Here is a 21238-nt window from a genome sequence, read left to right on the forward strand (position 1 = left end):
GCTGCCCAGATGACAGACCAATCCTCCAACGACCAGTTCCACGCCTCCAGCTTCATGCAGGGGCATAACGCCGAATACCTGGAACAGATGTATGCGCGTTATGCCAATGATCCGGCCTCGGTGGATGAGAGCTGGGCCGACTTCTTTCGCCAGCTCGGTGACGCCGACCTTGATGTAAAGAAAGAGGCGGCAGGCCCAAGCTGGGCGCGCGCCGACTGGCCGCCCAGCCCCGCCGATGACCTGACCGGTGCGCTGACGGGCGAATGGCCCGCAGCCGCGGCCGAGATGAAGGGCGCGGGCGACAAGATCAAGGAAAAGGCCGCCGAAAAGGGCGTGAAGATCACCGATGACGCGGTCAAGCGCGCGGTTCTGGATTCGGTTCGCGCGCTTATGCTGATCCGGTCTTACCGTATTCGGGGCCACCTGGCCGCCGATCTTGATCCGCTGGGGATGCATGACCGGGCTGCCCACCCCGAGCTTGATCCGAAATCATACGGCTTTACCGAGGCTGACATGGATCGGCCGATCTTTCTCGACAACGTGCTGGGGCTGCAGATCGCGCCGATGCGCCAGATCGTCGAGATCGTCAAACGCACCTATTGCGGCACTTTTGCGCTGCAATACATGCACATCTCCGACCCGGAGCAGGCCGGTTGGCTCAAAGAGCGGATCGAGGGGTTCGACAAGGAAATCAAGTTCACCCGCGAAGGGCGCAAGGCCATTCTGAACAAGTTGGTCGAAGCCGAAGGCTTTGAAAAGTTCCTGCATGTCAAGTACATGGGCACCAAGCGCTTTGGCCTCGATGGCGGCGAGGCGCTGATCCCCGCGATGGAACAGATCATCAAGCGCGGCGGTAATCTCGGGCTGAAGGAGATCGTGATCGGCATGCCCCACCGGGGCCGCCTGAACATCCTGGCCAACGTGATGGGCAAACCCTATCGCGCGATCTTCAACGAGTTCCAGGGCGGCAGCTTCAAGCCCGAGGACGTGGACGGGTCGGGCGATGTGAAATACCATCTGGGCGCCAGTTCCGATCGCGAGTTCGACGGTAACGAGGTGCACCTGTCGTTGACGGCAAACCCCAGCCACCTGGAGGCCGTCAACCCCGTGGTTCTGGGCAAGGTCCGCGCCAAGCAGGACCAGTTGAAAGATAGCGATCGCACGCAGGTGATGGGCGTGCTGTTGCATGGCGATGCGGCCTTTGCCGGGCAGGGTGTCGTGGCGGAAGGGTTCGGGCTGTCGGGCCTGCGCGGGCACCGTACCGGCGGCACCATGCATATCGTGGTCAACAACCAGATCGGCTTTACCACGGCGCCGCATTTCTCGCGAAGCTCACCCTATCCCACGGACATCGCGTTGATGGTCGAGGCGCCGATTTTCCACGTCAACGGCGACGATCCCGAGGCGGTTGTGCACGCGGCCAAGGTGGCGACGGAGTTCCGCCAGAAATTCCACAAGGACGTGGTTATCGACATCTTCTGCTATCGTCGGTTCGGCCATAACGAAGGCGACGAACCGATGTTCACCAACCCCTTGATGTACAAGAACATCAAGGGCCACAAGACCACGCTGGCGCTGTATACCGAGCGGCTGGTCAAGGACGGCCTGATCCCCGAGGGCGAGATCGAGGACATGAAGGCCTCTTTCCAGGCGCACTTGAACGAAGAGTTCGAGGCCGGCAAGGAGTACAAGCCCAACAAGGCGGACTGGCTGGACGGCCGCTGGAGCCACCTGGACCGGCACAAGCACGGCAAGTACCAGCGCGGTCAAACCGCGATCAAGCCCGAGACGATGGAGGAAATCGGCCGTGCATTGACCCGGGCGCCCGATGGATTTTCCGTGCACAAGACGGTGCGGCGCCTGCTTGATGGACGTGCCCAGATGTTCGAAACCGGCGAAGGGTTCGACTGGGCCACGGGCGAGGCATTGGCCTTTGGCAGCCTGCTGACCGAAGGTTACCCGGTGCGCCTGTCCGGTCAGGACAGCATGCGCGGCACGTTCAGCCAGCGCCATTCCGGCCTGATCAACCAGGAAACCGAGGAACGGTATTACCCGTTGAACAACATTCGCAAGGGCCAGGCACAGTACGAGGTCATCGACTCGATGCTGTCGGAATACGCGGTTCTGGGTTTCGAATACGGGTTCAGCCTGGCCGAACCTAACGCCCTGACCCTGTGGGAGGCGCAGTTCGGCGATTTCGCTAACGGTGCCCAGATCATGTTCGACCAGTTCATCAGCTCGGGCGAATCCAAGTGGCTGCGGATGTCGGGCCTCGTGTGTCTTTTGCCGCATGGCTACGAGGGCCAGGGCCCCGAGCACAGCTCGGCCAGGTTGGAACGGTTCTTGCAGCAATGCGGGCAGGACAACTGGATCGTGGCCAACTGCACGACGCCGGCCAACTATTTCCACATCCTGCGCCGCCAGTTGCATCGCAGTTTCCGCAAGCCGCTTATCATGATGACGCCGAAATCGCTGTTGCGTCACAAGATGGCGGTCAGCAAGGCGGATGAGTTCACCACCGGCTCGTCCTTCCACCGGGTATTGTGGGACGATGCGCAATACGGCAACTCCGACATCGAGCTGGCGCCTGATGACAAGATCAAACGCGTCGTGATGTGTTCGGGCAAGGTGTATTTCGACTTGCTGGAAGAGCGCGACGCACGCGGCATCGACGATGTCTACCTGCTGCGTATCGAACAGTTCTATCCTTTCCCGGCGCAATCGCTGGTGAAGGAACTCGAACGCTTCAAGCAGGCCGAGATGCTGTGGTGCCAGGAAGAGCCCAAGAACCAGGGTGCCTGGACCTTCATCGAGCCGAATATCGAATGGGTGCTGGGCCGTATCAATGCCACGCATGGGCGGCCGCGTTACGTGGGCCGCTCGGCCAGCGCCTCGCCTGCGACGGGTCTGGCCCGCTCGCACAAGGAACAACAACAGGCGCTTGTCGACGAGGCGCTGACCATCGAAGGGAAATAAACCCATGACGACAGAAGTTCGTGTCCCCACTCTGGGTGAATCCGTGACCGAAGCCACCGTGGCCACCTGGTTCAAGCAACCCGGTGACAGTGTCGCCGTTGATGAAATGCTGTGCGAGCTGGAAACCGACAAGGTGACTGTCGAGGTGCCCAGCCCCACGGCCGGCACCCTGGGCGAAATTGTCGCCGGCGAAGGGCAGACCGTTGGGGTCGATGCGCTGCTGGCCACGATCACCGAAGGCGAAGCCGCTGCGCCTGCACCTGCCAAGGACTCTTCCGCCAAGTCCGACGAACCGGCACCTGCCGCCGACAGCGGCGCGGGCGAAGAGGTGAAGGTGATGGTGCCCAGCCTTGGTGAATCGGTGTCCGAGGCAACGGTTAGCACCTGGTTCAAGAAAGAGGGCGACAGCGTCGCGCAGGATGAAATGCTGTGCGAGTTGGAAACCGACAAGGTCTCGGTCGAGGTGCCGGCACCTGCCTCGGGCACCCTGACCAAGATCGTGGCCGCCGAAGGCACCACCGTTGACGCCAGCGCCCAACTGGCCGTTATCACCAGCGGCGACGCCCCGGCAGCCGCGCCCGCCGCCGACAAGGACAGCGAATCTGCCCCGGCACAGGCCACCGACGATGGCGGCCGCGACGTCGAAGACGCGCCCAGTGCGAAAAAGGCGATGGCCGAAGCCGGGATCAACCGCGACCAGGTTCAGGGGTCGGGCCGTGACGGCCGCGTCATGAAGGAAGACGTCGCCAAGGCCAAGGCCTCGGCATCGCAAGCGCCGCAACCCGGCGCCGCCGCCCCGACACCACGCGCGCCCGTCCCGGCCGAGGATGCCGGCCGCGAAGAGCGGGTCAAGATGACTCGCCTGCGCCAGACCATTGCGCGCCGGCTGAAAGACGCGCAGAACACCGCTGCCATGCTGACCACCTATAACGAGGTGGACATGTCGGCGACGATGGATTTGCGTAAGGAATACAAGGATCTGTTCGAAAAGAAGCACGGCGTACGCCTGGGCTTCATGTCGTTCTTCACCAAGGCATGCTGTCACGCGCTCCGCGAGGTGCCCGAGGTCAATGCCGAGGTCGACGGCACCGAGATCGTCTACAAGAAATTCGTGCACATGGGCATCGCCACCGGCACGCCCACCGGCCTCGTGGTGCCGGTGATCCGTGATGCCGACGCGATGTCCTTCGCCGAAATCGAAAAGGCGATTGCCGAAAAGGGAAAGCGCGCCCGCGATGGCAAGCTGTCGATGGCCGAAATGCAGGGTGGCACCTTCACCATTTCCAACGGCGGTGTTTATGGCTCGCTGATGTCTTCGCCCATTCTGAATCCGCCGCAATCGGGTATTCTGGGCATGCACAAGATCCAGGAGCGTCCGGTCGTCGTGAACGGTGAAATCGTGATCCGCCCGATGATGTATCTGGCGCTCAGCTATGATCACCGCATCGTGGATGGCAAGGGCGCGGTGACGTTCCTTGTGCGCGTGAAAGAGGCGCTGGAAGACCCGCGCCGGTTGCTGATGGATCTGTGAGGGTCCGGCCCGCCTGCTGCTTTGCGGGCGGGCGCTTTGACCCCGATTTGTCATGACCGGGACACCCCAAGACACCACGCGCCAAACCCGTGCCGCCACCATCGCGGAAAAGGCGCTTATCATGCTGGGCCTTGTCGCGCTGGCGCGCGTGGTGATCACGCTTTTCTTCGCGCCGGCTGGCAGCGCGGCTTCGGCGGTGCTTGGCATCGTGTTGCTGATGGTGCTGCCGTTGGTGGCCGCCTATTTCGTGTTGCGGCGTGATTGGCCCTATGCGCGCCATGCCATTGCCGCGGTCGCCGGTATCTTTGCGGTGCTTGGCACCAGCGTCGCCTTGCGCGTGCTGCTGACCATCGGCAAGGCCCCCACCGCAGTGATCGAGGCCGGGCATGCAACCCTTTACGTCGCCGAGGCCATGCTGACACTGGCAAGTTGGGTTTTGCTGATCGTGCTTTGCATTTCGCTGATCGCGACTCTCGTGCCGGGCGGGGGGCGTGAATGAGCCCGCGAACCGCCCTTGCCGCCTGCATGCGCAACGAAGGCATATTCGTGCTGGAATGGCTGGCCCACCACGCGGGGTTTGGGTTCGATCGCATCGTCGTGGTCACGAATGACTGCAAGGATGGCAGCGACGCATTGCTGGACCGGGCGGAAGAGATGGGACTTGTCACGCATATCCGCCAAGACGTGCCGTCGGGCCGCGCGCCGCAGGATGCCGGCATGGATCATGTGCTACGCCTTTGCCGTGATGACGGGGTGACCCATGTTCTGCATATCGACAGCGACGAATTCCTGTTGCTCGACGGTGACCTGGCCGACCTGCATGCTCGCACCGAAGGCGCCGACGTGGTGCCCATCCCGTGGCGCATGTTCGGCGATAACGGTGTGGCCAACTGGCAACCGGGCGACCTGGTGACCGAAAGGAATACGCGTGCCGAACCCGCGGACGAGCCGGGCGTGACCAAGTTCAAATGCCTGTTTCGCGTGGCCAGTTTCGCCGCCGCCACCGATCATAACCCGGTGCGGCCGTTGGTGGATGACCCGCAGGTGCGCAGCCCCGACGGGGCGGCGCTGTCGAACGCATCGCTCTACCAGGACAAGTCCAGCCGGTTTCGCCCGCATGACCTGGCTTGTGCGGCCACGACGGCGCGGCTTAACCATTATGCGGTGCGATCCGAGGATCTGTTCCTGATGAAGAACGACCGGGGCGATGGGCAGGGCAAGACGGGAGAAACGAAGTATCATCTTGGCTCGAACTGGCACCGCGTCGCCAACCGTAACGACAGGCGCGACACCAGCATGGCGCGCCATCTGCCGGCGATCCGGACCCGCCTGGCCCATTGGCGCGCAGATCCGGCGCTTGCGGCCCTGGAACGGGCCTGTCAGGATTGGCTTGCCGCGCGCCGTGACGCTATCCTGACGCCCGAAACCCGCGCGGCCTGGACCCGCAGAAAGGCCCTGAGATGACCGCAGAACTGACCGCCCTTGCCTTGGCCGCGCTGCTGCAAGCGGTGCAATTCATCCTGTATTCCATCACCGCACAGCGCCAGGTGGGCAGCAAATATGCGGCCTCGCCACGTGATGAACCCCGCCAGCTGACGGGCACTGCGGGCCGCCTTCAACGCGCGCTCGACAACCATTTCGAGGGGCTGATCCTGTTCACCGTCGCGGTGGTGGTGGTCACCCTGTCCGACGGGTCGACGGCGGTGACCCAAATGGCCGCCTGGGTCTATCTGGCCGCGCGTATCCTCTACGTCCCGGCCTATGCCTTCGGCTGGACGCCGGGGCGCTCGCTTATCTGGATCGTGGGGTTCCTGGCAACCCTCGTCATGCTGGTGGTGGCGCTGCTGTGAATTTCTCTATCGCCAAATATCCCGGGGATGACCTGGACCATCGGTCCAAGAGGGGGCAGCGCCGCCCGGACCCCGACCAACAAAAGGACGTGACACATGGCATCTTATGACGTGATCGTAATCGGCGCAGGCCCCGGCGGCTATGTCGCCGCCATCCGCTGTGCACAGCTGGGCCTGAAAACCGCCTGCGTCGAGGGGCGTGAAACGCTGGGCGGCACCTGTCTGAACGTGGGCTGCATCCCGTCAAAGGCGCTGCTGCATGCCAGCCACCAGTTGCACGAAGCCGAGCACAATTTTGCCAAGATGGGCCTGAAGGGCAAATCGCCGAGTGTCGACTGGAAACAGATGCTGGCCTACAAGGACGAGGTGATCGGCCAGAACACAAAGGGCATCGAGTTCCTGTTCAAGAAGAACAAGATCGACTGGCTCAAAGGTTGGGGCAGCATCCCCGAGGCCGGCAAGGTCAAGGTCGGTGACGATGTGCACGAGGCGAAAAGCATCATCATTGCCACCGGCTCTGAAGCCAGCAGTATTCCCAATGTCGAGATCGACGAAAAGGTGGTCGTGTCGTCGACCGGGGCGTTGGAGCTGCCGAAAGTTCCGAAAAAGATGGTCGTTATCGGTGCGGGCGTGATCGGGCTGGAACTGGGTTCGGTCTATGCGCGGCTGGGGACCGAGGTGCAAGTGATTGAATTCCTGGACACGATCACGCCGACGATGGATGCCGAAGTGTCCAAGAATTTCCAGAAACTGCTGAAGAAGCAGGGGCTGAATTTCACGCTTGGTGCGGCGGTGCAGGACGTCGAGGCGATGAAGACCAAGGCAAAGGTAACCTACAAGCTGCGCAAGGATGACAGTGAAAACACGGTCGATGCCGACGTGGTGCTGGTTGCGACGGGGCGCAAGCCCTTTACCGACGGCCTGGGGCTCGAGGCGCTGGGGATCGAGACCGAGCGTGGCATGATCAAGACCGACGACCAGTGGCGCACCAACGCGCCGGGAATCTTTGCCATCGGTGATGCCGTCGCGGGCCCGATGCTGGCCCACAAGGCCGAAGATGAGGGCATGGCCGCAGCCGAGGTGATCGCGGGCAAGCACGGCCACGTGAATTACGGCGTGATTCCCAGCGTGATCTACACCCATCCCGAGGTGTCCAGCGTCGGCCAGACCGAGGAACAGCTCAAAGAGGCGGGACGGGCCTACAAGGTGGGCAAGTTCTCGTTCATGGGCAATGCGCGGGCCAAGGCGAATTTCGCCGGCGACGGGTTTGTAAAGATCTTGGCCGACAAGGAAACCGACCGCATTTTGGGGGCGCATATCATCGGCCCGATGGCGGGTGACCTGATCCACGAAATATGCGTCGCGATGGAATTTGGCGCCTCGGCCGAGGATCTGGCGTTGACCTGCCACGCGCACCCGACCTATTCCGAGGCCGTGCGCGAGGCGGCACTGGCCTGCGGCGACGGGCCGATCCACATGTGATCGGCGCGGGCGCTTGTTTCACCCTGCCGGGTTAGGCCCGGCAGGGCGGGCGCGCCGCTACCAAAGCGTATCGCGTGCGCGGGTGGGATAGGTCTTTTCCCACTCGGCCGCGTCGATATCGCCGCCGGTCATCTCGGCGAGGATATCGCCCAAGCTGGGCACCTGGTCGCCATCGTCGCGCGACCACAGCCCTGACCGGATCACCGATTTGGGGCATTGCGAATAGACCTCGTCTATCGTGATGACGATCACCGTGGCTGGCAGGCGCCCCTTTTGTGCGAACCGATCGCGCAGGTGGGCGTCATCGGTCAGCACTGCGTGCCCATTCACGCGCACCACCGTCGCCTCACCTGGAACCATGAACATCAACGCCACCCGCCCGTCGCGGATAATGTTGCGCAGGCTGTCCAGCCGGTTGTTGCCACGCCAGTCGGGCATGGCAAGCGTGCCAGGGTCAAGCTCGGCCACCACGGGGCCGTCATCGCCGCGGGGGCTGGCATCGACGCCTTCGGGGCCGACAGTGGCCAGCACGCAAAAGCGCGACGCCGCAACCCAACGGCGGTAGCCCGGTGTCATCCTGCGTGCAACCTTGCGCAGCGCCGCATCGCTCGGGGCGCCGTAAAGCGTCTCGAGCGTTTCGATATCCTTGATCGCCTGCATTGGATCACTCCTTCGGGGTGAACCCGGCCTCGTGCAACAGCTGATTGGAACGGGTTTCGACCTCATGTTCGAGATGGGCCATGAACGCGTCGCGCGACATCCCCGGCATGATGCGCGGCAGGAACTCAACCACGGCAACGCCCGGTTTGCGCAGGATACCCTTGCGCGGCCAGAACAGGCCCGCATTCGTCGCCGCCGGCACGCAGGGTTGGCCCAACTGCTGGTAAAGCACCGCGGTGCCGACCTTGTAGGGCGCGTAGGCCCCCGGCGCGACACGGGTGCCTTGCGAATAGATGATAAGCTGCCCAGGCTGCGCGCGGCCCTTTTCCACGTCGGCGATCATCTTTGCGATGGCCGCGCCACGTTTGCCGCGATCGACCGGCACACAACCCAGCCGCCACGCATAAAGCCCGATGATCGGGGTCCACAGAAGTTCGCGCTTCATGATGAACTTGGCCACGGGCGCGTAGTAGAAGATGATCAGGATATCGAGGAAACTCTGGTGTTTCGCGGCGATCAGAACCTCGTCGGTGGGAATGTCCCCCCGTATCTCGTGATGCAGGCCAAGCATCCAGCGCGCCGACCACATCGCATAGGCCGCGTAACTGCGGCAGGCCACGCGGGCGCCCTGCGGGCTGAGCGCGGCCCAAGGCAGGAAAACCAGCCCCAGCACCAGCATCGCCAGATATACCTGGATCACGTAAATCAGCGATTTCAGCCATTGCCAGCCCATCATGGCAACTCCTTCAAGGTGCGCGCCGCGGCCAGGTGCGTGGCGATAAAGGCGACCATCGCGGCCAAGGGGGGAATGACCAGCGGCAACAGCCAGCCCGCCCCGCGAAAGCCAAGCCCGGTCAGGAAGCCGCCCGCCGTTTGCGCCGACGGCAGCAGCAGGATCGCCACAAGCCCCAGCACCACGCCAAGCGCCGCGCCGGTCAGCGTTCGCAAGGTGTAACGGCGCACGAATGCCTTGGCGATATAGCTGTCGCGCGCGCCCACCAGACGGAGCACCGCGATCACCTGTGCGTTTGCCGCCAACGCGGCATTGGCCGCCAGCGTGATGATCGCGGCCATCGTGCCAAAGATCAGGCCGATCGACACCCAGCCCAACAATCGCAGCCGGTTCGCGGCGTTGACGAGCGGCTGCCGCCAGCGCGTGTGATCGTCCAGCACGGCGCCCGGTACCTCGGCTGAAAGGCGCAGGCGCAGGCCCTGCGCGTCGTACCCGTCGCCATCCTCGATCACCTCGATCAGTTGTGGAATGGGCAGGGTCTCCACGGGCAGGTCAGGGCCGAACCACGGCTCCAGCAGGGCGCGTTGCTCTTCGTCGGTCAGCGCGCGTGCGCTGGCCACGCCCGGGGTTTGTTCGAGCACGCGCAGCGCCGCCTGTGTCTGAGCGTCGATCTGATCTGTCGGCGCCGAGATGCGCAACGTTGACGATCGCGCCAGCTCATCACCCCAGCGATCGGCCATGCGGCCCGTTGCGACGGACAGGGCCAGCGCAAAGACCGCCAGAAACGCCATCGCCGCAGCGCTGAGAAGGGTCAGGCGCGCGGTTATACCTGTGGGGGGCACCATCCGGTCGGCCTGCGTGTCGCCCACGATGAATTCGGCGACCTGGGTGAAATCCGGGCGCCTCACAAGTCGGCCCCGGCCAGTTGCAAACGCCTGCTGGCGATGCGCAGAACACGCGCCTGCACCTGCCCCTTGGCAGCCCGGATCAGGTTCAGGTCGTGGGTGGCAATCATGATAGTCTTGCCCATGCGGTTCAGCTCGACCAGCAATTGCAGCAGGCGTTGCGACATTTCCCAGTCGATATTGCCGGTGGGTTCATCCGCAAGAATCACGTCCGGCGACATGATCACCGCGCGGGCCAGCGCGGCGCGCTGGCGTTCACCGCCCGACAGTTCGGGTGGCAGCGCGTCGGCGCGGGCTTTCAGACCCACCCAGGCCAGAAGTTCGCGCAGGTTCACGGTTTCGTCCAGCGTATCACGCCCGGAAACGGTCAGCGGAAGCGCCACGTTGTCGGCCACGGGCAGGTGATCGAGGAACCGGACATCCTGGTGCACCACGCCGATACGGCGCCGGGCCAGCGCGATATCGTCTCGAGCCATGTTGCGCACGTCGTGATCGAAAAGGCGCACATGGCCCGCGGTGGGCATCAACGCGCCGTAACACAGTTTCAGGAACGTGGTCTTACCAGCACCCGATGGGCCCGTCAGAAAATGGAAAGACCCCGGCGCAAGCTGCAGCGATATGTCGCTCAGCAGCTCACCCCCGCCATAGCTCATGGCCACGTTTTCCAGCTCGATCACGGCCCGATCTCCTGTTTAGGCTGTTCTGCCCGACGTGCCGCTGACATGCAATCGGGATAAGGTTGTTCCACAAGAGGTTGTTTACACTTTTCCGCAGCGGCAATACCACATATAGTGGCGCCACAAGGCACAAAGCCGATCAACGGGGCAGGAGAAGGCAGAATGCGACTGGTTTGCCCGAATTGCGGTGCGCAGTACGAGGTTCCGGATGACGTTATCCCGGAAACTGGTCGTGATGTGCAATGCTCGAATTGCGGGAATACCTGGTTCCAGGTGCATGCCGATCAAGACACTGGCCTGTCCGACGACCTGGGTGAGCCCGCGCCCGACGTAGAAGATGCCGATGCGTCTGTGGCGGATGCCGAAACGGTAAGTGAAATCTCCGGGGCGCCCGAACAGGATGCTGCGCCGGATGACCCTTGGGTCGAGCCTGATGAGGGCTTGGCCGATGATCAGGCAGAGGATGAAGGCCCACTGTGGGACGATGGCCAAGGTACACCGCAATGGGATGATCCAGGGCCCGGCGTGACGGCCGGACAGATGCCAGCGCCTCCGATCGAGGATTACGAAGACGATTACGAGGCTTGGGACGATACGCCGGCAGCAAGCACGCCCGAGCAAAGCCTGCGCCGCGCGCTTGACCCCGACGTTGCCGACCTGCTGCGCGAAGAGGCAGAGCGCGAGGCGCGCCAGCGTGCGGCCGAGCGGACGCCGCTTGAAAGCCAGCCCGACCTGGGCCTTGCGCAATCTGGCGAGGACGAGATTGCCCGCCGCCAACGCGAAGCACAGGAACGCATGGCCCGTTTGCGCGGCGCAAGGATGCCCGGTGCCGATACGTCCAAGGCCGAGAGCGCGGCCGCGGGCAGTGCCACGGCCGCGGCGTCACGTCGTGACTTGTTGCCAGATATTGACGAGATCAATTCAACCCTGCGGTCGACGAACGAACGGCGCCCTTCTGCGGCGGATGACCACGACCAGCCCGGTGCCGCAGCGGACACCCAGACAGATGAACAGCGGCGCAGCAGCGGTTTTCGCCGTGGATTCCTGATGATGATTTTGCTGATGGTTCTGGCGATCGTGCTGTACGTCTACGCACCAAGGCTGGCAGAGATGGCCCCGCCTATGGAACCCGTGCTGTCATCCTATGTCGAGGCCATGAACGATCTGCGGTTCTGGATCGACGCGCAACTGCGCGGTGTTCTGCGCTGGCTGGATTCGGTGTCACAACAATCCACCGAAGGCTAGACCGCCGGCGTTCAGAACCGTTCCAGTAAGCGCTTCAGGTATTCACGCTCTTCCTCTGACCGTTCGCTATCGCCCGAGCGGCGGCGGATCTCGTCCAGCAACTCGCGCGCCCGGCGATAGACGTCTTCGCCTTGCAGCATCTCGTCACCACTCTCAAGGCTTTGGCCATTGGTGCCCGGATTGCGGCCCAGCGGGTCGCGCTGTGCGCCCTGTGCATCGCCCATCTGGGTGTTCTCGCCGCCCTGTTGTTGGCGCTGCTCTTCGGCCAAGGCATCGCCAAGGTTGCGGATGCCATCGCGGAGTGCATCCATTGCCTCGGCCTGGCGGTCTATGGCTTCGGGCAGGTCATCGTTGCGCAGGGCATCTTCGGCATCGTCCATCGCGCGGCCGGCGCGATCGAGCGCCTCGCGTGCGGCTTCGCCTTGCTCGCCCCCGACGCCGGGCAGTTGCCCGCGTTGGCGGTCAAGTTCCTGCCGTAGAGAGCGCTGCCGCTCGGCCAGCGATTGGTCCAGTCCCTGTCCTTCGCCTTGGCCCTCGCCAGGTTGTGCCTGCTGCTGGTCGCCACCCTGCTGGCCTTGACCGGGTTGTTGCCCCTGGCCTTGGCCTTGCCCTTGGCCTTGGCCGGGCTGCTGGCTTTCTTGTTGCCCTTGCTGCCCTTCGCCCTGTTGCTGGCCCTCGTTGTTGCCGGGGTTGAATTGCTCTTGCAGGTCGCGGAACGCCTCGTCCGACAGGCCTTGCTGGTCGCGCAGGGTTTCGGCCAACCCTTCCATCGCCTGCTGGCCGGGCGATTGCTGGCCCTCGCCCTGGCCTTGGCGGACCTCCATGTTTTCCAGCATGCGCTGCAATTCTTCCAAGGCTTGCTGGGCCTCGGCCATGCGGCCCTGTTCCATCAGTTCCTGAATGCGATCCATCATGCGTTGAAGGTCATCTTGCGTCATGTTCATCGCGTCGTCATTCGGCATGGGGTCGCCATTTTCGCGCGCTTCTTCGTTTTCGCGCTGCGATTGCTGGGCCAGTTGGCGCATGTAGTCGCGCGTGGCATCGCGCAGCTCTTGCATCAGGCGGGCGATTTCCTCGTCGCTAGCACCGTTTTTCATGGCTTGTTGCAGCCGCTCTTGTGCCTCGCGAAGTCGTTCAAGCGCGTCGTCCAGGTCACCGTCTTCCAACTCGATCGCAAGATCCCACAGGGCTTGGGCGATTTCGTCCTGCGTTTCGGTATCCAGCCCCGCGATCAGGTTCGCCTCGAGCCGGCGGATGATCGTGCGCAGGCGCAAATAGTCGGTTTCCTTGGAGAACAAACCTTCCTCGGGCCGGTGGCTAATCGTGCGCAGCACCTGCGCCACGCGCTTGCCATTCGCGCGCGTCCACAGCAGGTCGCGCCGTTGTTCGATCAGTGCGGCGGCCAGCGGATCGAAAAACCGCCGTGCGGGCAAGTCCATCAGTTGCGGTTGCGCGGCACCGGTAAGGCCGGCGGCGTCTTCGACCGTCACGGACAGGCGCACGGGCAGATGTGCCCACGGGTGCTGCGAAAAATTCTCGACCAGGCGCTCTTCGAACTCGGCGCGGTCACCCGATATGGGCAACGGCACGGGCATTTCGATCGCGGCGCGGGGCTCCGGGTCGGCCGCAAGGCCGTGGCGGCGATCGACCTCTGCCAGGTCCAGCTCGATCCGGGCAGTGCCGCCGATAACGCCATAATCGTCGCTTGCGGTAAAGGGCAAGGTCATCTGCCCATCAACCGAGGTTTCGGCCTCGCCGGTGATTTCAACCGTCGGCGCATCGTCTTGGCGCATGGCGATCTGCCAGTCGCGGCCCCCGGGCCCCTGCACCGACAGGGTGCCAGATTGCGTGATGGCAAATTCCTGTTCTGGGTCCGATGCGGGCGGTACTTCGCCCGTGCGGCCCGAGACAGTTTCGGCCAGGGTCAACTCGCCGACCTTGCCATAAAAACGAACGACCACCCGCGACTCCTGCGGAACCTCGATCCGGTCGGCGTCGATATCGGCCATGTAGAGCGTGGGCAGCCCGGTGTAGGCGGGCGGTTCGATCCATCCTTCCCACGCTGGGCCGGTCGCCAGCGCCTGGCCGCTGCCAGGCGTCATCTGCGTAACGGTGCCAACCCGTAGAAGCGAACCGAACAACAACGCGACAGCCAATAGCAGAACCGCGACATAGCGCAGCGCGAAGGGGTCGCGGCGCGCCACGCGCAAGTCGGGTTCGACCGGGCGGGCGTTGCGGGCGGCCTGCGAAGCGCGGGCCTGGTGCGCGCGCCACAGCGCGACCGAGGCCGGGTCGTCGGCCCCGATAGCGGGTTTGTCCATCAGCGTGCTGATCGGGCGGCCGGGCAGGGCGGCATCAATTCGGGCCAGCGCGTCGGCGCGGCGCGGTATGCGAAAGACCCGAAGACCGCGATAAACAAACCACGCAAACGCCGCCACGGCAGCAATGATGCCGGCCCAGACGGCTTCGACCGGGGCGCTGTCATGCAGGCCCAGCATGAGAGTGCCGATACAGATGAAAAGAACCGACCAAACCGGCCAGAAGGCATGGGTTATACGCTCGGCCCACATTCCGGCCCAGGTCATTGCCAGTGCGCGGCGCATCTGGGCCCATTCGATCTGTGTTTGCTCGGTCTCGGTCATGCGCCCTTTCCCGGGGCCGTGACGCGACTGCCGCGTCACAACCATTCGGGAATGGTATCGCGGTTTATCATTTCGTCAAAGGTCGGGCGTCGGCGGATAACCGCGAATTGATCGCCTTTCACCAGCACTTCGGGGATCAGCGGGCGGGTGTTGTATTCGCTGGCCATCACCGCGCCATAGGCACCTGCACTGCGGAATGCCACCAGGTCACCGGCCTTGAGATGCGGCAGGTCGCGCGCCTTGGCGAATGTGTCGCCGCTTTCGCATACCGGGCCAACCACGTCATAAGGCTGCATCGCGGCGCCTGGAGCCGGTTCGGCCACGGTCACGATGTCGTGATACGCGTCATACATGGCCGGGCGCAGCAGGTCGTTCATCGCACCATCGAGAATCAGAAAGTCGCGGTCTTGACCCGATTTCACGTAGATCACGCGGCTGACCATCAGGCCTGCATTTCCCACGATCAGCCGGCCGGGCTCGATCTCGATCTCGCAGCCCAGATGCGCCAGCTCTTCTTTCACCATCTGCCCGTATTCGACCGGCAGCGGCGGCGCAGTGTTGTCGCGTGTATACGGGATGCCAAGGCCGCCGCCCAGGTCCAGCCGGGTGATGGTATGGCCGTCGGCGCGCAGCGCCTCGGTCAGTTCTGCCACCTTGCGATAAGCGGCGCGGTAGGGTTCGAGTTCGGTCAACTGGCTGCCAATATGCACGTCGATACCCACGACCTCGACGCCCGGAAGGGTCGCGGCATGAGCATAGACCTCGCGGGCGCGGCTGATCGGGATGCCGAACTTGTTTTCCGCCTTGCCTGTCGCGATCTTGGCATGGGTTTTCGCGTCGACATCGGGGTTAACCCGCACGGTGATGGGCGCGACCTTGCCCAGCGACACCGCGATATCCGACAGCGCGTCCATCTCGGGCTCGGATTCGACATTGAACTGGCGAATCCCACCTTCCAGCGCGGCGCGCATTTCGTCATGCGTCTTGCCGACGCCGGAGAAAACGATCCTGTCGCCGGGAACGCCGGCGGCGCGCGCCCGGGCGTATTCGCCACCCGAGACCACGTCCATGCCCGCACCCAGTTCGGCCAGGGTGCGCAGGATGGCCTGGTTGCTGGCGGCCTTCATGGCGAAACACACTAGGTGGTCCGTGCCCTCGAGCGCCTCGTCGAACAGGCGGAAATGGCGCGTCAGCGTGGCGGTGGAATAGACGTAAAACGGGGTGCCCACGGCAGCGGCGATCTCGGCCACCGGCACGTCCTCGGCGTAAAGCGCGCCATCGCGGTAAAGGAAATGATCCATTTGCGGTCCGTTCTGCTGTGTCGGGGGCACACATAAGGCGGCGAAGGCGACAGGGAAACCCGGAAAATCAAAGCGATGCGGGGCCTGTCACGCCTAGCCCGGTGTGATCACGCCAAGCTCTGTGACAATCATGTCCAATGGTTGATCGGTGGCTTCCAGCGGCAGGTTGTCGTCTTCTTGCACGGCATAGGCAAACCCGATGGCCAGGGTCGGACGCTGCGCGCGCAGTGCCTCAAGCGTGCGGTCGTAGAACCCGCCACCATAGCCCAACCGCCCTCCGGAGCGCGAGAACGCCACCAGCGGCACGATCAAGATCTCGGGCGTTATCCAGTCGCCGACCGCCGGAATGCGGGCGCCGAATTGACCATCGATCATCGCACAGCCGGGCGTCCATTCGCGAAACTTCAGGGGTTGATCGGGGCCAAGGATCACCGGAACGCCCACCTGGCCATGGGCTGCGGCCTCTTCCATGGCGGGGGTCGGGTCGATTTCGGTGCGCATGGCCATGTAGCCAGCCAAGGGCACGCCTCGATGCCCGGCCAGAACCGCGCTCAGATGCCCGGCCACAGCGGTGCCAGCGCGCTCATGCGCAGCCTTGCGCCGAATGAACGCGGCCTTGCGCGCGGCCGCCTTGCGCGCCTCCAGCCCGGTTACAGCAGCCACAGCACGGCCAATCCGAGAAAGGCGAAGAAACCCACCACGTCCGTCACCGTGGTCACGAAGGCGCCCGAGGCCAGTGCCGGGTCGATCCCCATCCTGTCCAGTACGATGGGAATGACAGTGCCGGCCAACCCCGCCACCACGAGGTTGATGATCATCGCGGCCGCGATCACGTAGCCCAACGTGAGAGAGCCGAACCAGATCAGGCCGACGATTCCCATGACCACGGCAAACGCCGTGCCGTTCACGAACCCCACCAGAACCTCGCGTCGGATCACCCGCCACACGTTCGAGCCGGTAAGGTCTTTCGTGGCCAAAGCCCGCACTGCGACGGTCAGGCTTTGCGTGCCGGCGTTGCCGCCCATCGATGCCACGATGGGCATCAGCACAGCCAGCGCCACGACCTGGGTGATCGCCTCTTCGAACTGGGCGATCACAAGGCTTGCGAGCACGGCGGTGACAAGGTTCACCGCCAGCCACGGGAAACGACCCTTGGTGGTTTCTATCACCCGGTCGGTCAGGCTTCCCTCGCCAACGCCGGCGAGGCGCAGGATGTCCTCTTCGTGTTCTTCATCCAGCACGGCCATCGCGTCGTCGATGGTGATCTGGCCCACCAGGCGGCCGCTTTCATCCACCACGGGTGCCGAGATAAGGTGATACTGGTTGAACGCATAGGCCACGTCGCCCTCGTCCTGATCAACCGGGATGATCTTGAATATCTCTTCGGTGATGGATGTCAGCGCCACGTCGCGGCGCGAGCGCATGATCTTGCCCAGCGTCACGTTGCCCACGGGGTGCATGCGCGGATCGACCAGAACGACGTGATAGAACTGATCGGGCAGGTCATCATGGCTGCGCAGGAAGTCGATGGCATCGCCAACTGTCCAATGTTCGGGCGCGGCGACCACCTCGCGCTGCATCAGGCGACCGGCGGAATACTCGGGGTAACTCAGCGCCTGGGCGACGGCGACGCGGTCAGGCTCTTCCAGCGCGCCCAGGATCGCCTCTTGCTGGGGCTCGTCCAGGTCTTCCAGCAGGTCGACCACATCGTCGCTGTCCAGCCCGCGCACGGCGTTCGCAAGAACCGTTGGGTTGAGGATCGCGATGACCTCTTCGCGGATCGATTCGTCGACCTCCGACAGGATGTCACCGTCGAATTCACGGCCATACAACTCGATCAGCCGGCGCCGGTCGTAGGTGTTGATTTGCTCCAGAAGGTCGGCGATGTCGGCCGCGTGCAGCGGTTCCATCAACTCGGTCAGGGCCGACGCATCCCCCACGTCGACCGCGTAAAGGATCGACGAGACGGTTTTCTTGTCCAGAAGGTAAGCCTCGTCCTCGGCTTCGGGGCGGTCTTCGATCTCGGTTTGGTCCTCGGTCATGCGCGCCCCCTAATCCGATGCTTCTGTCATATCGGATGGCAGACGTCGGAAACAATGCCCAGCGGCAATTTACGCGCCGGTTGCGGCATTCTAATGTCATGCGGCAAACTGGGGGCAGGCAGATGACGGACAGCACACTTATTCTTGGCCAGACACTGGCCTTTGACGGCAATCCATTCGCCGAGGGGCCAAGGGCCGCGCGCCACAATGTGCGGGGGGGCGTTCTGCTGCGTGACGGCCGCATCGCGCAGGTGGGCGACGGGGCGGAACTGCGCGCGTCCAACCCCCAAGCGACGGTGATCGACCACGGGCAGTCGCTGATTTCCGCGGGCTTTGTCGATGCGCATGCGCATTACCCCCAAACGGCGATTATCGCGAGCTGGGGCAAGCGGCTGATCGATTGGCTGAACAGTTACACCTTCCCCGAAGAGGCGCGGTTTGCCGATCCCGACCATGCCGCCGATATAGCGGGGCGCTATCTTGACCTGCTGCTGGCGCATGGCACGACGACGGTGGCCAGCTATTGCACGATCCATTCCACCAGTGTGGATGCCTTTTTCAGCGCCGCGCAGGCGCGCTGGATGCGCGCAGCCGCCGGCAAGACCTGCATGGATCGCAACGCCCCCGACAACCTGCGCGACACGGCGCAATCGGCCTATGATGACAGCAAGATGTTGCTGAATCGCTGGCACGGGGTGGACCGGCTGTCTTATGTCATCACGCCGCGGTTTTCGCCCACTTCGACGCCAGGGCAGTTGTCGGCGCTGGGTATGCTTTGGGCCGAGCACCCCGATTGCCTGATGCAAACACACCTGTCCGAGCAGTTGGACGAGATAGAGTGGGTCAAGTCGCTATACCCGCAGTCGCGGGATTACCTCGACACTTACGAGGCGCATGGCCTGCTGGGCGCGCGCGGGCTGTACGGTCATGCCATACACCTTGCCCCGCGCGAGCGTGAGCGGCTGATCGAAACTGGCGCGGCTCTGATCCATTGTCCGACCTCGAACACGTTCATCGGCTCGGGGCTGTTCGACATGGCCGGGCTGGTGGGGCAGGGCGCACGCGTGGGTCTGGCGACCGACACGGGCGGCGGCAGCAGTTTCTCGATGCTGCGCAGCATGGCGGCCGCTTATGAAATCGGGCAACTGCGCGGCAATGCCCTGCATCCCGCGCAGCTTTGGTGGCTGGCAACCGCCGGTTCGGCACAGGCCATGCATATGGGCGATATGATCGGGAACCTGCTACCCGGGGCCGAGGCCGACTTGACGGTGATCGACCTCGCCTCGACCCCCGCTATCGCGCAACGTGCAGCACGCGCCGATGACCTGTGGGAAGCGCTGTTTCCCACCATCATGATGGGCGATGACCGGGCGATTGCCGCGACTTATGTGGCGGGCAGGCCCGTGCCCCGGACCAATGGTTAGGACCAGGCGTTAAACACCCAAAGGCACAAAGGGCGTCACCTTGCAGGCAAGCCCTGGCGGGCTGTCACGGTGGTGTCGCTGATTCCATGCGATTATGGATAAAGGCAAACGCCCAAACTGGTCGGGTCGCGCCGCGATGCGAAGCCGCTGTCAGTCTCGCAAGCCTAGGGTGTGTTCGCGCAGCCAGGCCATGAAGGCGCGCGGGTCGCGGCCCCGCTCGGCACATTCCTCGGGGCTGATCGGATGACCGATGACAGGGGTCTGCGGCTTGTCGAAGCTGTGCACCACCTCATGCAGCAGCAGCCCTTGCCGCAGCACCGGCGAAATACGGTTCGCCACCTGGTACCAGCGCGAGTTCGAGCCGGGGAAAAAGCAAGGAACCACAGTGGCGCCCGAGCGGCGGATCATCTTGGCGGTAAAAACGTTCCACTCAGCCTCGATCACCGGGCCGAACATGGTTTTCGATGCCGCTACCACGCCCGAGGGGAAAAGCGCCACAAGCCCGCCCTGCGCAAGGTGATCCATCGCCTGGCTGCGCATGCGGATCATCTCTTCCTGCGCGTCGGGCTGGTGCGGGAAGGGCACTGGAATCATATAGGACGCGGCACTTTCGTCGATACCGGTCAGCAGTGAACGCGTGAGAATACGGTAATCGTCGCGCACGCGCCCGATCAGGTCGGCCAGTATCATGCCATCCACCAGCCCGTGCGGGTGGTTTGCCACGAATACCACGGGACCGGTCTTTGGAATGCGGGCAAGCTGTTCGTCGGGCGTCAGCAGGTCGATCCCCATGACATCCATCGTTGCCGGCCAGAACGCCTGGCCCCGCGGCGCCCCGCGGCGTTCGAATTCGCGGATGCGGCGGATGATCGTCAGTTTGCCGGTCATCCATTCCATCGCGCGGATTATCGTCGCCGTCATGGGCGAGTCGAAACTGTTGGCGTAGGTCAGGCTGCGGCGGTCGTATTTTGTATAGACCACGTCATCGGTGCCGCGTGGCATCGCCTGGTTTTGTGCACTGTCCACCACTGGCCGTGTCATCCTTGCCTCAGCCGCACGCGTTACGGGGCTACATGTCTTCGCCGAACCGGTCTTTTACCAGCGCCTCAAGCGCATCGGCAAGCGCCACGGCGTCCGGGCCGGATGTTCGCACGTCAATAGTGGTTCCTTTCGAGGCTGCCAACATCAAAAGCCCCATGATGCTGTCGCCGCCCGCCGACATACCGTCGCGGCTGACCTCGGCCGTGGCATCGAACCCTTCGACCACTTCGACCAGCTTGGCCGACGCACGGGCATGAAGGCCCTTTTCGTTCACGATCTCCAGGCTGCGTTCAATACTGTCCGACATGGCCGCCTCTAGTCCTTCGAAATGTTCTGGCTGTCAATGTATTTGCGGCCGGCCTCGGTGGCGGCGCGCACGGCGTCGCCCAGGGCCAATTGCCGGCTCTTGGCCAGTTTTATAAGCATCGGCAGGTTCGCGCCGTAAAGGATGCGCCGCCCCGATTGCTGGCAGGCAGGCATGCTCAGGTTCGAGGGCGAGCCGCCGAACATGTCGGTGACAACGACGACCCCGTCCCCGCGGTCAACCTCGTTGGCAGCTGCCTGGATTTCGTCGCGCTTGGCGGATCGGTCGTGATCTGCCTCGATGGCTATGGCGCGCATGCCCGGTTGTGCGCCCACCACGTGCTCGACCGCGGCAAGGTATTCACGCGCCAATCCGCCATGCGCGACGATCACGATGCCAATCACGCCTTGCCCGTCCTTTGTGTT

Annotated in this window: 19 protein-coding genes; 8 read left to right on the top strand and 11 right to left on the bottom strand. The window is 63.7% G+C overall.

Going from position 1 to position 21238, the window contains the following annotated elements; genetic code table 11:
- Positions 1 to 9 precede the first annotated feature (9 nt).
- The 6 genes from M8744_RS14945 to lpdA all read left to right on the top strand — a co-directional run bounded on the left by M8744_RS14945 (position 10) and on the right by lpdA (position 7839).
- The gene (locus M8744_RS14945; RefSeq protein WP_251419208.1) at positions 10 to 2976 is read left to right on the top strand and encodes a 2-oxoglutarate dehydrogenase E1 component; all 2967 of its coding nucleotides are present in this window, start codon (positions 10 to 12) and stop codon (positions 2974 to 2976) included.
- Between the two features lie 4 nt (positions 2977 to 2980).
- Positions 2981 to 4507, top strand: coding sequence for a 2-oxoglutarate dehydrogenase complex dihydrolipoyllysine-residue succinyltransferase (gene odhB, locus M8744_RS14950; protein ID WP_251419210.1), 1527 nt, complete (start codon positions 2981 to 2983; stop codon positions 4505 to 4507).
- A 52-nt stretch (positions 4508 to 4559) separates the two neighbouring features.
- A complete protein-coding gene (locus M8744_RS14955) occupies positions 4560 to 5006 on the top strand; it encodes a hypothetical protein (RefSeq protein ID WP_251419212.1) in 447 nt (148 codons plus the stop codon).
- On the top strand, positions 5003 to 5971 hold the full coding sequence (locus tag M8744_RS14960) for a glycosyltransferase family 2 protein (protein ID WP_251419214.1): 969 nt from the start codon (positions 5003 to 5005) through the stop codon (positions 5969 to 5971). The genes M8744_RS14955 and M8744_RS14960 overlap by 4 nt, the downstream gene beginning before the upstream one ends.
- A complete protein-coding gene (locus M8744_RS14965) occupies positions 5968 to 6357 on the top strand; it encodes an MAPEG family protein (protein WP_251419216.1) in 390 nt (129 codons plus the stop codon). Before M8744_RS14960 ends, M8744_RS14965 begins: the two co-directional genes overlap by 4 nt.
- 96 nt (positions 6358 to 6453) lie before the next feature.
- Positions 6454 to 7839, top strand: coding sequence for a dihydrolipoyl dehydrogenase (lpdA, locus tag M8744_RS14970; protein WP_251419218.1), 1386 nt, complete (start codon positions 6454 to 6456; stop codon positions 7837 to 7839).
- A 57-nt stretch (positions 7840 to 7896) separates the two neighbouring features.
- On the opposite strand, the gene M8744_RS14975 is transcribed toward lpdA, so the two are convergent.
- From M8744_RS14975 to M8744_RS14990, 4 genes are read right to left on the bottom strand one after another with little or no spacing between them, the layout of a single operon-like run.
- Positions 7897 to 8499 (bottom strand): pyridoxamine 5'-phosphate oxidase family protein, encoded by a 603-nt coding sequence (locus tag M8744_RS14975; RefSeq protein WP_251419220.1) that lies wholly within the window; start codon positions 8497 to 8499, stop codon positions 7897 to 7899.
- Positions 8500 to 8503: 4 nt separating this feature from the next.
- The gene (locus tag M8744_RS14980) at positions 8504 to 9235 is read right to left on the bottom strand and encodes a lysophospholipid acyltransferase family protein (RefSeq protein ID WP_434481378.1); all 732 of its coding nucleotides are present in this window, start codon (positions 9233 to 9235) and stop codon (positions 8504 to 8506) included.
- Positions 9232 to 10077, bottom strand: a complete 846-nt coding sequence (locus M8744_RS14985; protein WP_251419388.1) for a cell division protein FtsX — start codon at positions 10075 to 10077, stop codon at positions 9232 to 9234. The genes M8744_RS14980 and M8744_RS14985 overlap by 4 nt, the downstream gene beginning before the upstream one ends.
- 59 nt (positions 10078 to 10136) lie before the next feature.
- Positions 10137 to 10814, bottom strand: coding sequence for a cell division ATP-binding protein FtsE (locus tag M8744_RS14990; RefSeq protein WP_251419223.1), 678 nt, complete (start codon positions 10812 to 10814; stop codon positions 10137 to 10139).
- Between the two features lie 162 nt (positions 10815 to 10976).
- On the opposite strand from M8744_RS14990, the gene M8744_RS14995 reads away from it, so the two are divergent.
- Positions 10977 to 12059: a zinc-ribbon domain-containing protein gene (locus M8744_RS14995; protein ID WP_251419225.1), complete on the top strand. Its 1083-nt coding sequence runs from the start codon at positions 10977 to 10979 to the stop codon at positions 12057 to 12059.
- 11 nt (positions 12060 to 12070) lie between these two features.
- Here M8744_RS14995 and M8744_RS15000 read toward each other — a convergent pair whose 3' ends face one another.
- From M8744_RS15000 to mgtE, 4 genes are all read right to left on the bottom strand, one after another.
- Positions 12071 to 14701 (bottom strand): TIGR02302 family protein, encoded by a 2631-nt coding sequence (locus M8744_RS15000; protein WP_251419227.1) that lies wholly within the window; start codon positions 14699 to 14701, stop codon positions 12071 to 12073.
- 35 nt (positions 14702 to 14736) lie between these two features.
- Entirely contained in the window at positions 14737 to 16002 is a 1266-nt protein-coding gene (gene lysA, locus M8744_RS15005) for a diaminopimelate decarboxylase (RefSeq protein ID WP_251419229.1), read from the bottom strand.
- Between the two features lie 93 nt (positions 16003 to 16095).
- Complete coding sequence (locus M8744_RS15010) at positions 16096 to 16665, bottom strand: 5-formyltetrahydrofolate cyclo-ligase (RefSeq protein ID WP_251419231.1); 570 nt, start codon at positions 16663 to 16665, stop codon at positions 16096 to 16098.
- Positions 16653 to 18044 (bottom strand): magnesium transporter, encoded by a 1392-nt coding sequence (gene mgtE / locus M8744_RS15015; protein ID WP_251419234.1) that lies wholly within the window; start codon positions 18042 to 18044, stop codon positions 16653 to 16655. The genes M8744_RS15010 and mgtE overlap by 13 nt, the downstream gene beginning before the upstream one ends.
- Positions 18045 to 18166: 122 nt before the next feature.
- On the opposite strand from mgtE, the gene guaD reads away from it, so the two are divergent.
- Positions 18167 to 19468, top strand: a complete 1302-nt coding sequence (gene guaD, locus M8744_RS15020) for a guanine deaminase (RefSeq protein ID WP_251419236.1) — start codon at positions 18167 to 18169, stop codon at positions 19466 to 19468.
- Positions 19469 to 19618: 150 nt separating this feature from the next.
- Here the strand turns inward: guaD and M8744_RS15025 are convergent, their stop codons facing one another.
- From M8744_RS15025 to M8744_RS15035, 3 genes are all read right to left on the bottom strand, one after another.
- On the bottom strand, positions 19619 to 20470 hold the full coding sequence (locus M8744_RS15025) for a lysophospholipid acyltransferase family protein (RefSeq protein WP_251419390.1): 852 nt from the start codon (positions 20468 to 20470) through the stop codon (positions 19619 to 19621).
- Between the two features lie 67 nt (positions 20471 to 20537).
- A complete protein-coding gene (locus M8744_RS15030) occupies positions 20538 to 20816 on the bottom strand; it encodes an HPr family phosphocarrier protein (RefSeq protein ID WP_251419238.1) in 279 nt (92 codons plus the stop codon).
- 8 nt (positions 20817 to 20824) lie between these two features.
- Entirely contained in the window at positions 20825 to 21217 is a 393-nt protein-coding gene (locus M8744_RS15035; protein ID WP_251419240.1) for a PTS sugar transporter subunit IIA, read from the bottom strand.
- Positions 21218 to 21238: the final 21 nt, after the last annotated feature.

The sequence above is a fragment of the Lutimaribacter degradans genome (assembly GCF_023703375.1).
Lineage (GTDB): Bacteria > Pseudomonadota > Alphaproteobacteria > Rhodobacterales > Rhodobacteraceae > Lutimaribacter > Lutimaribacter degradans.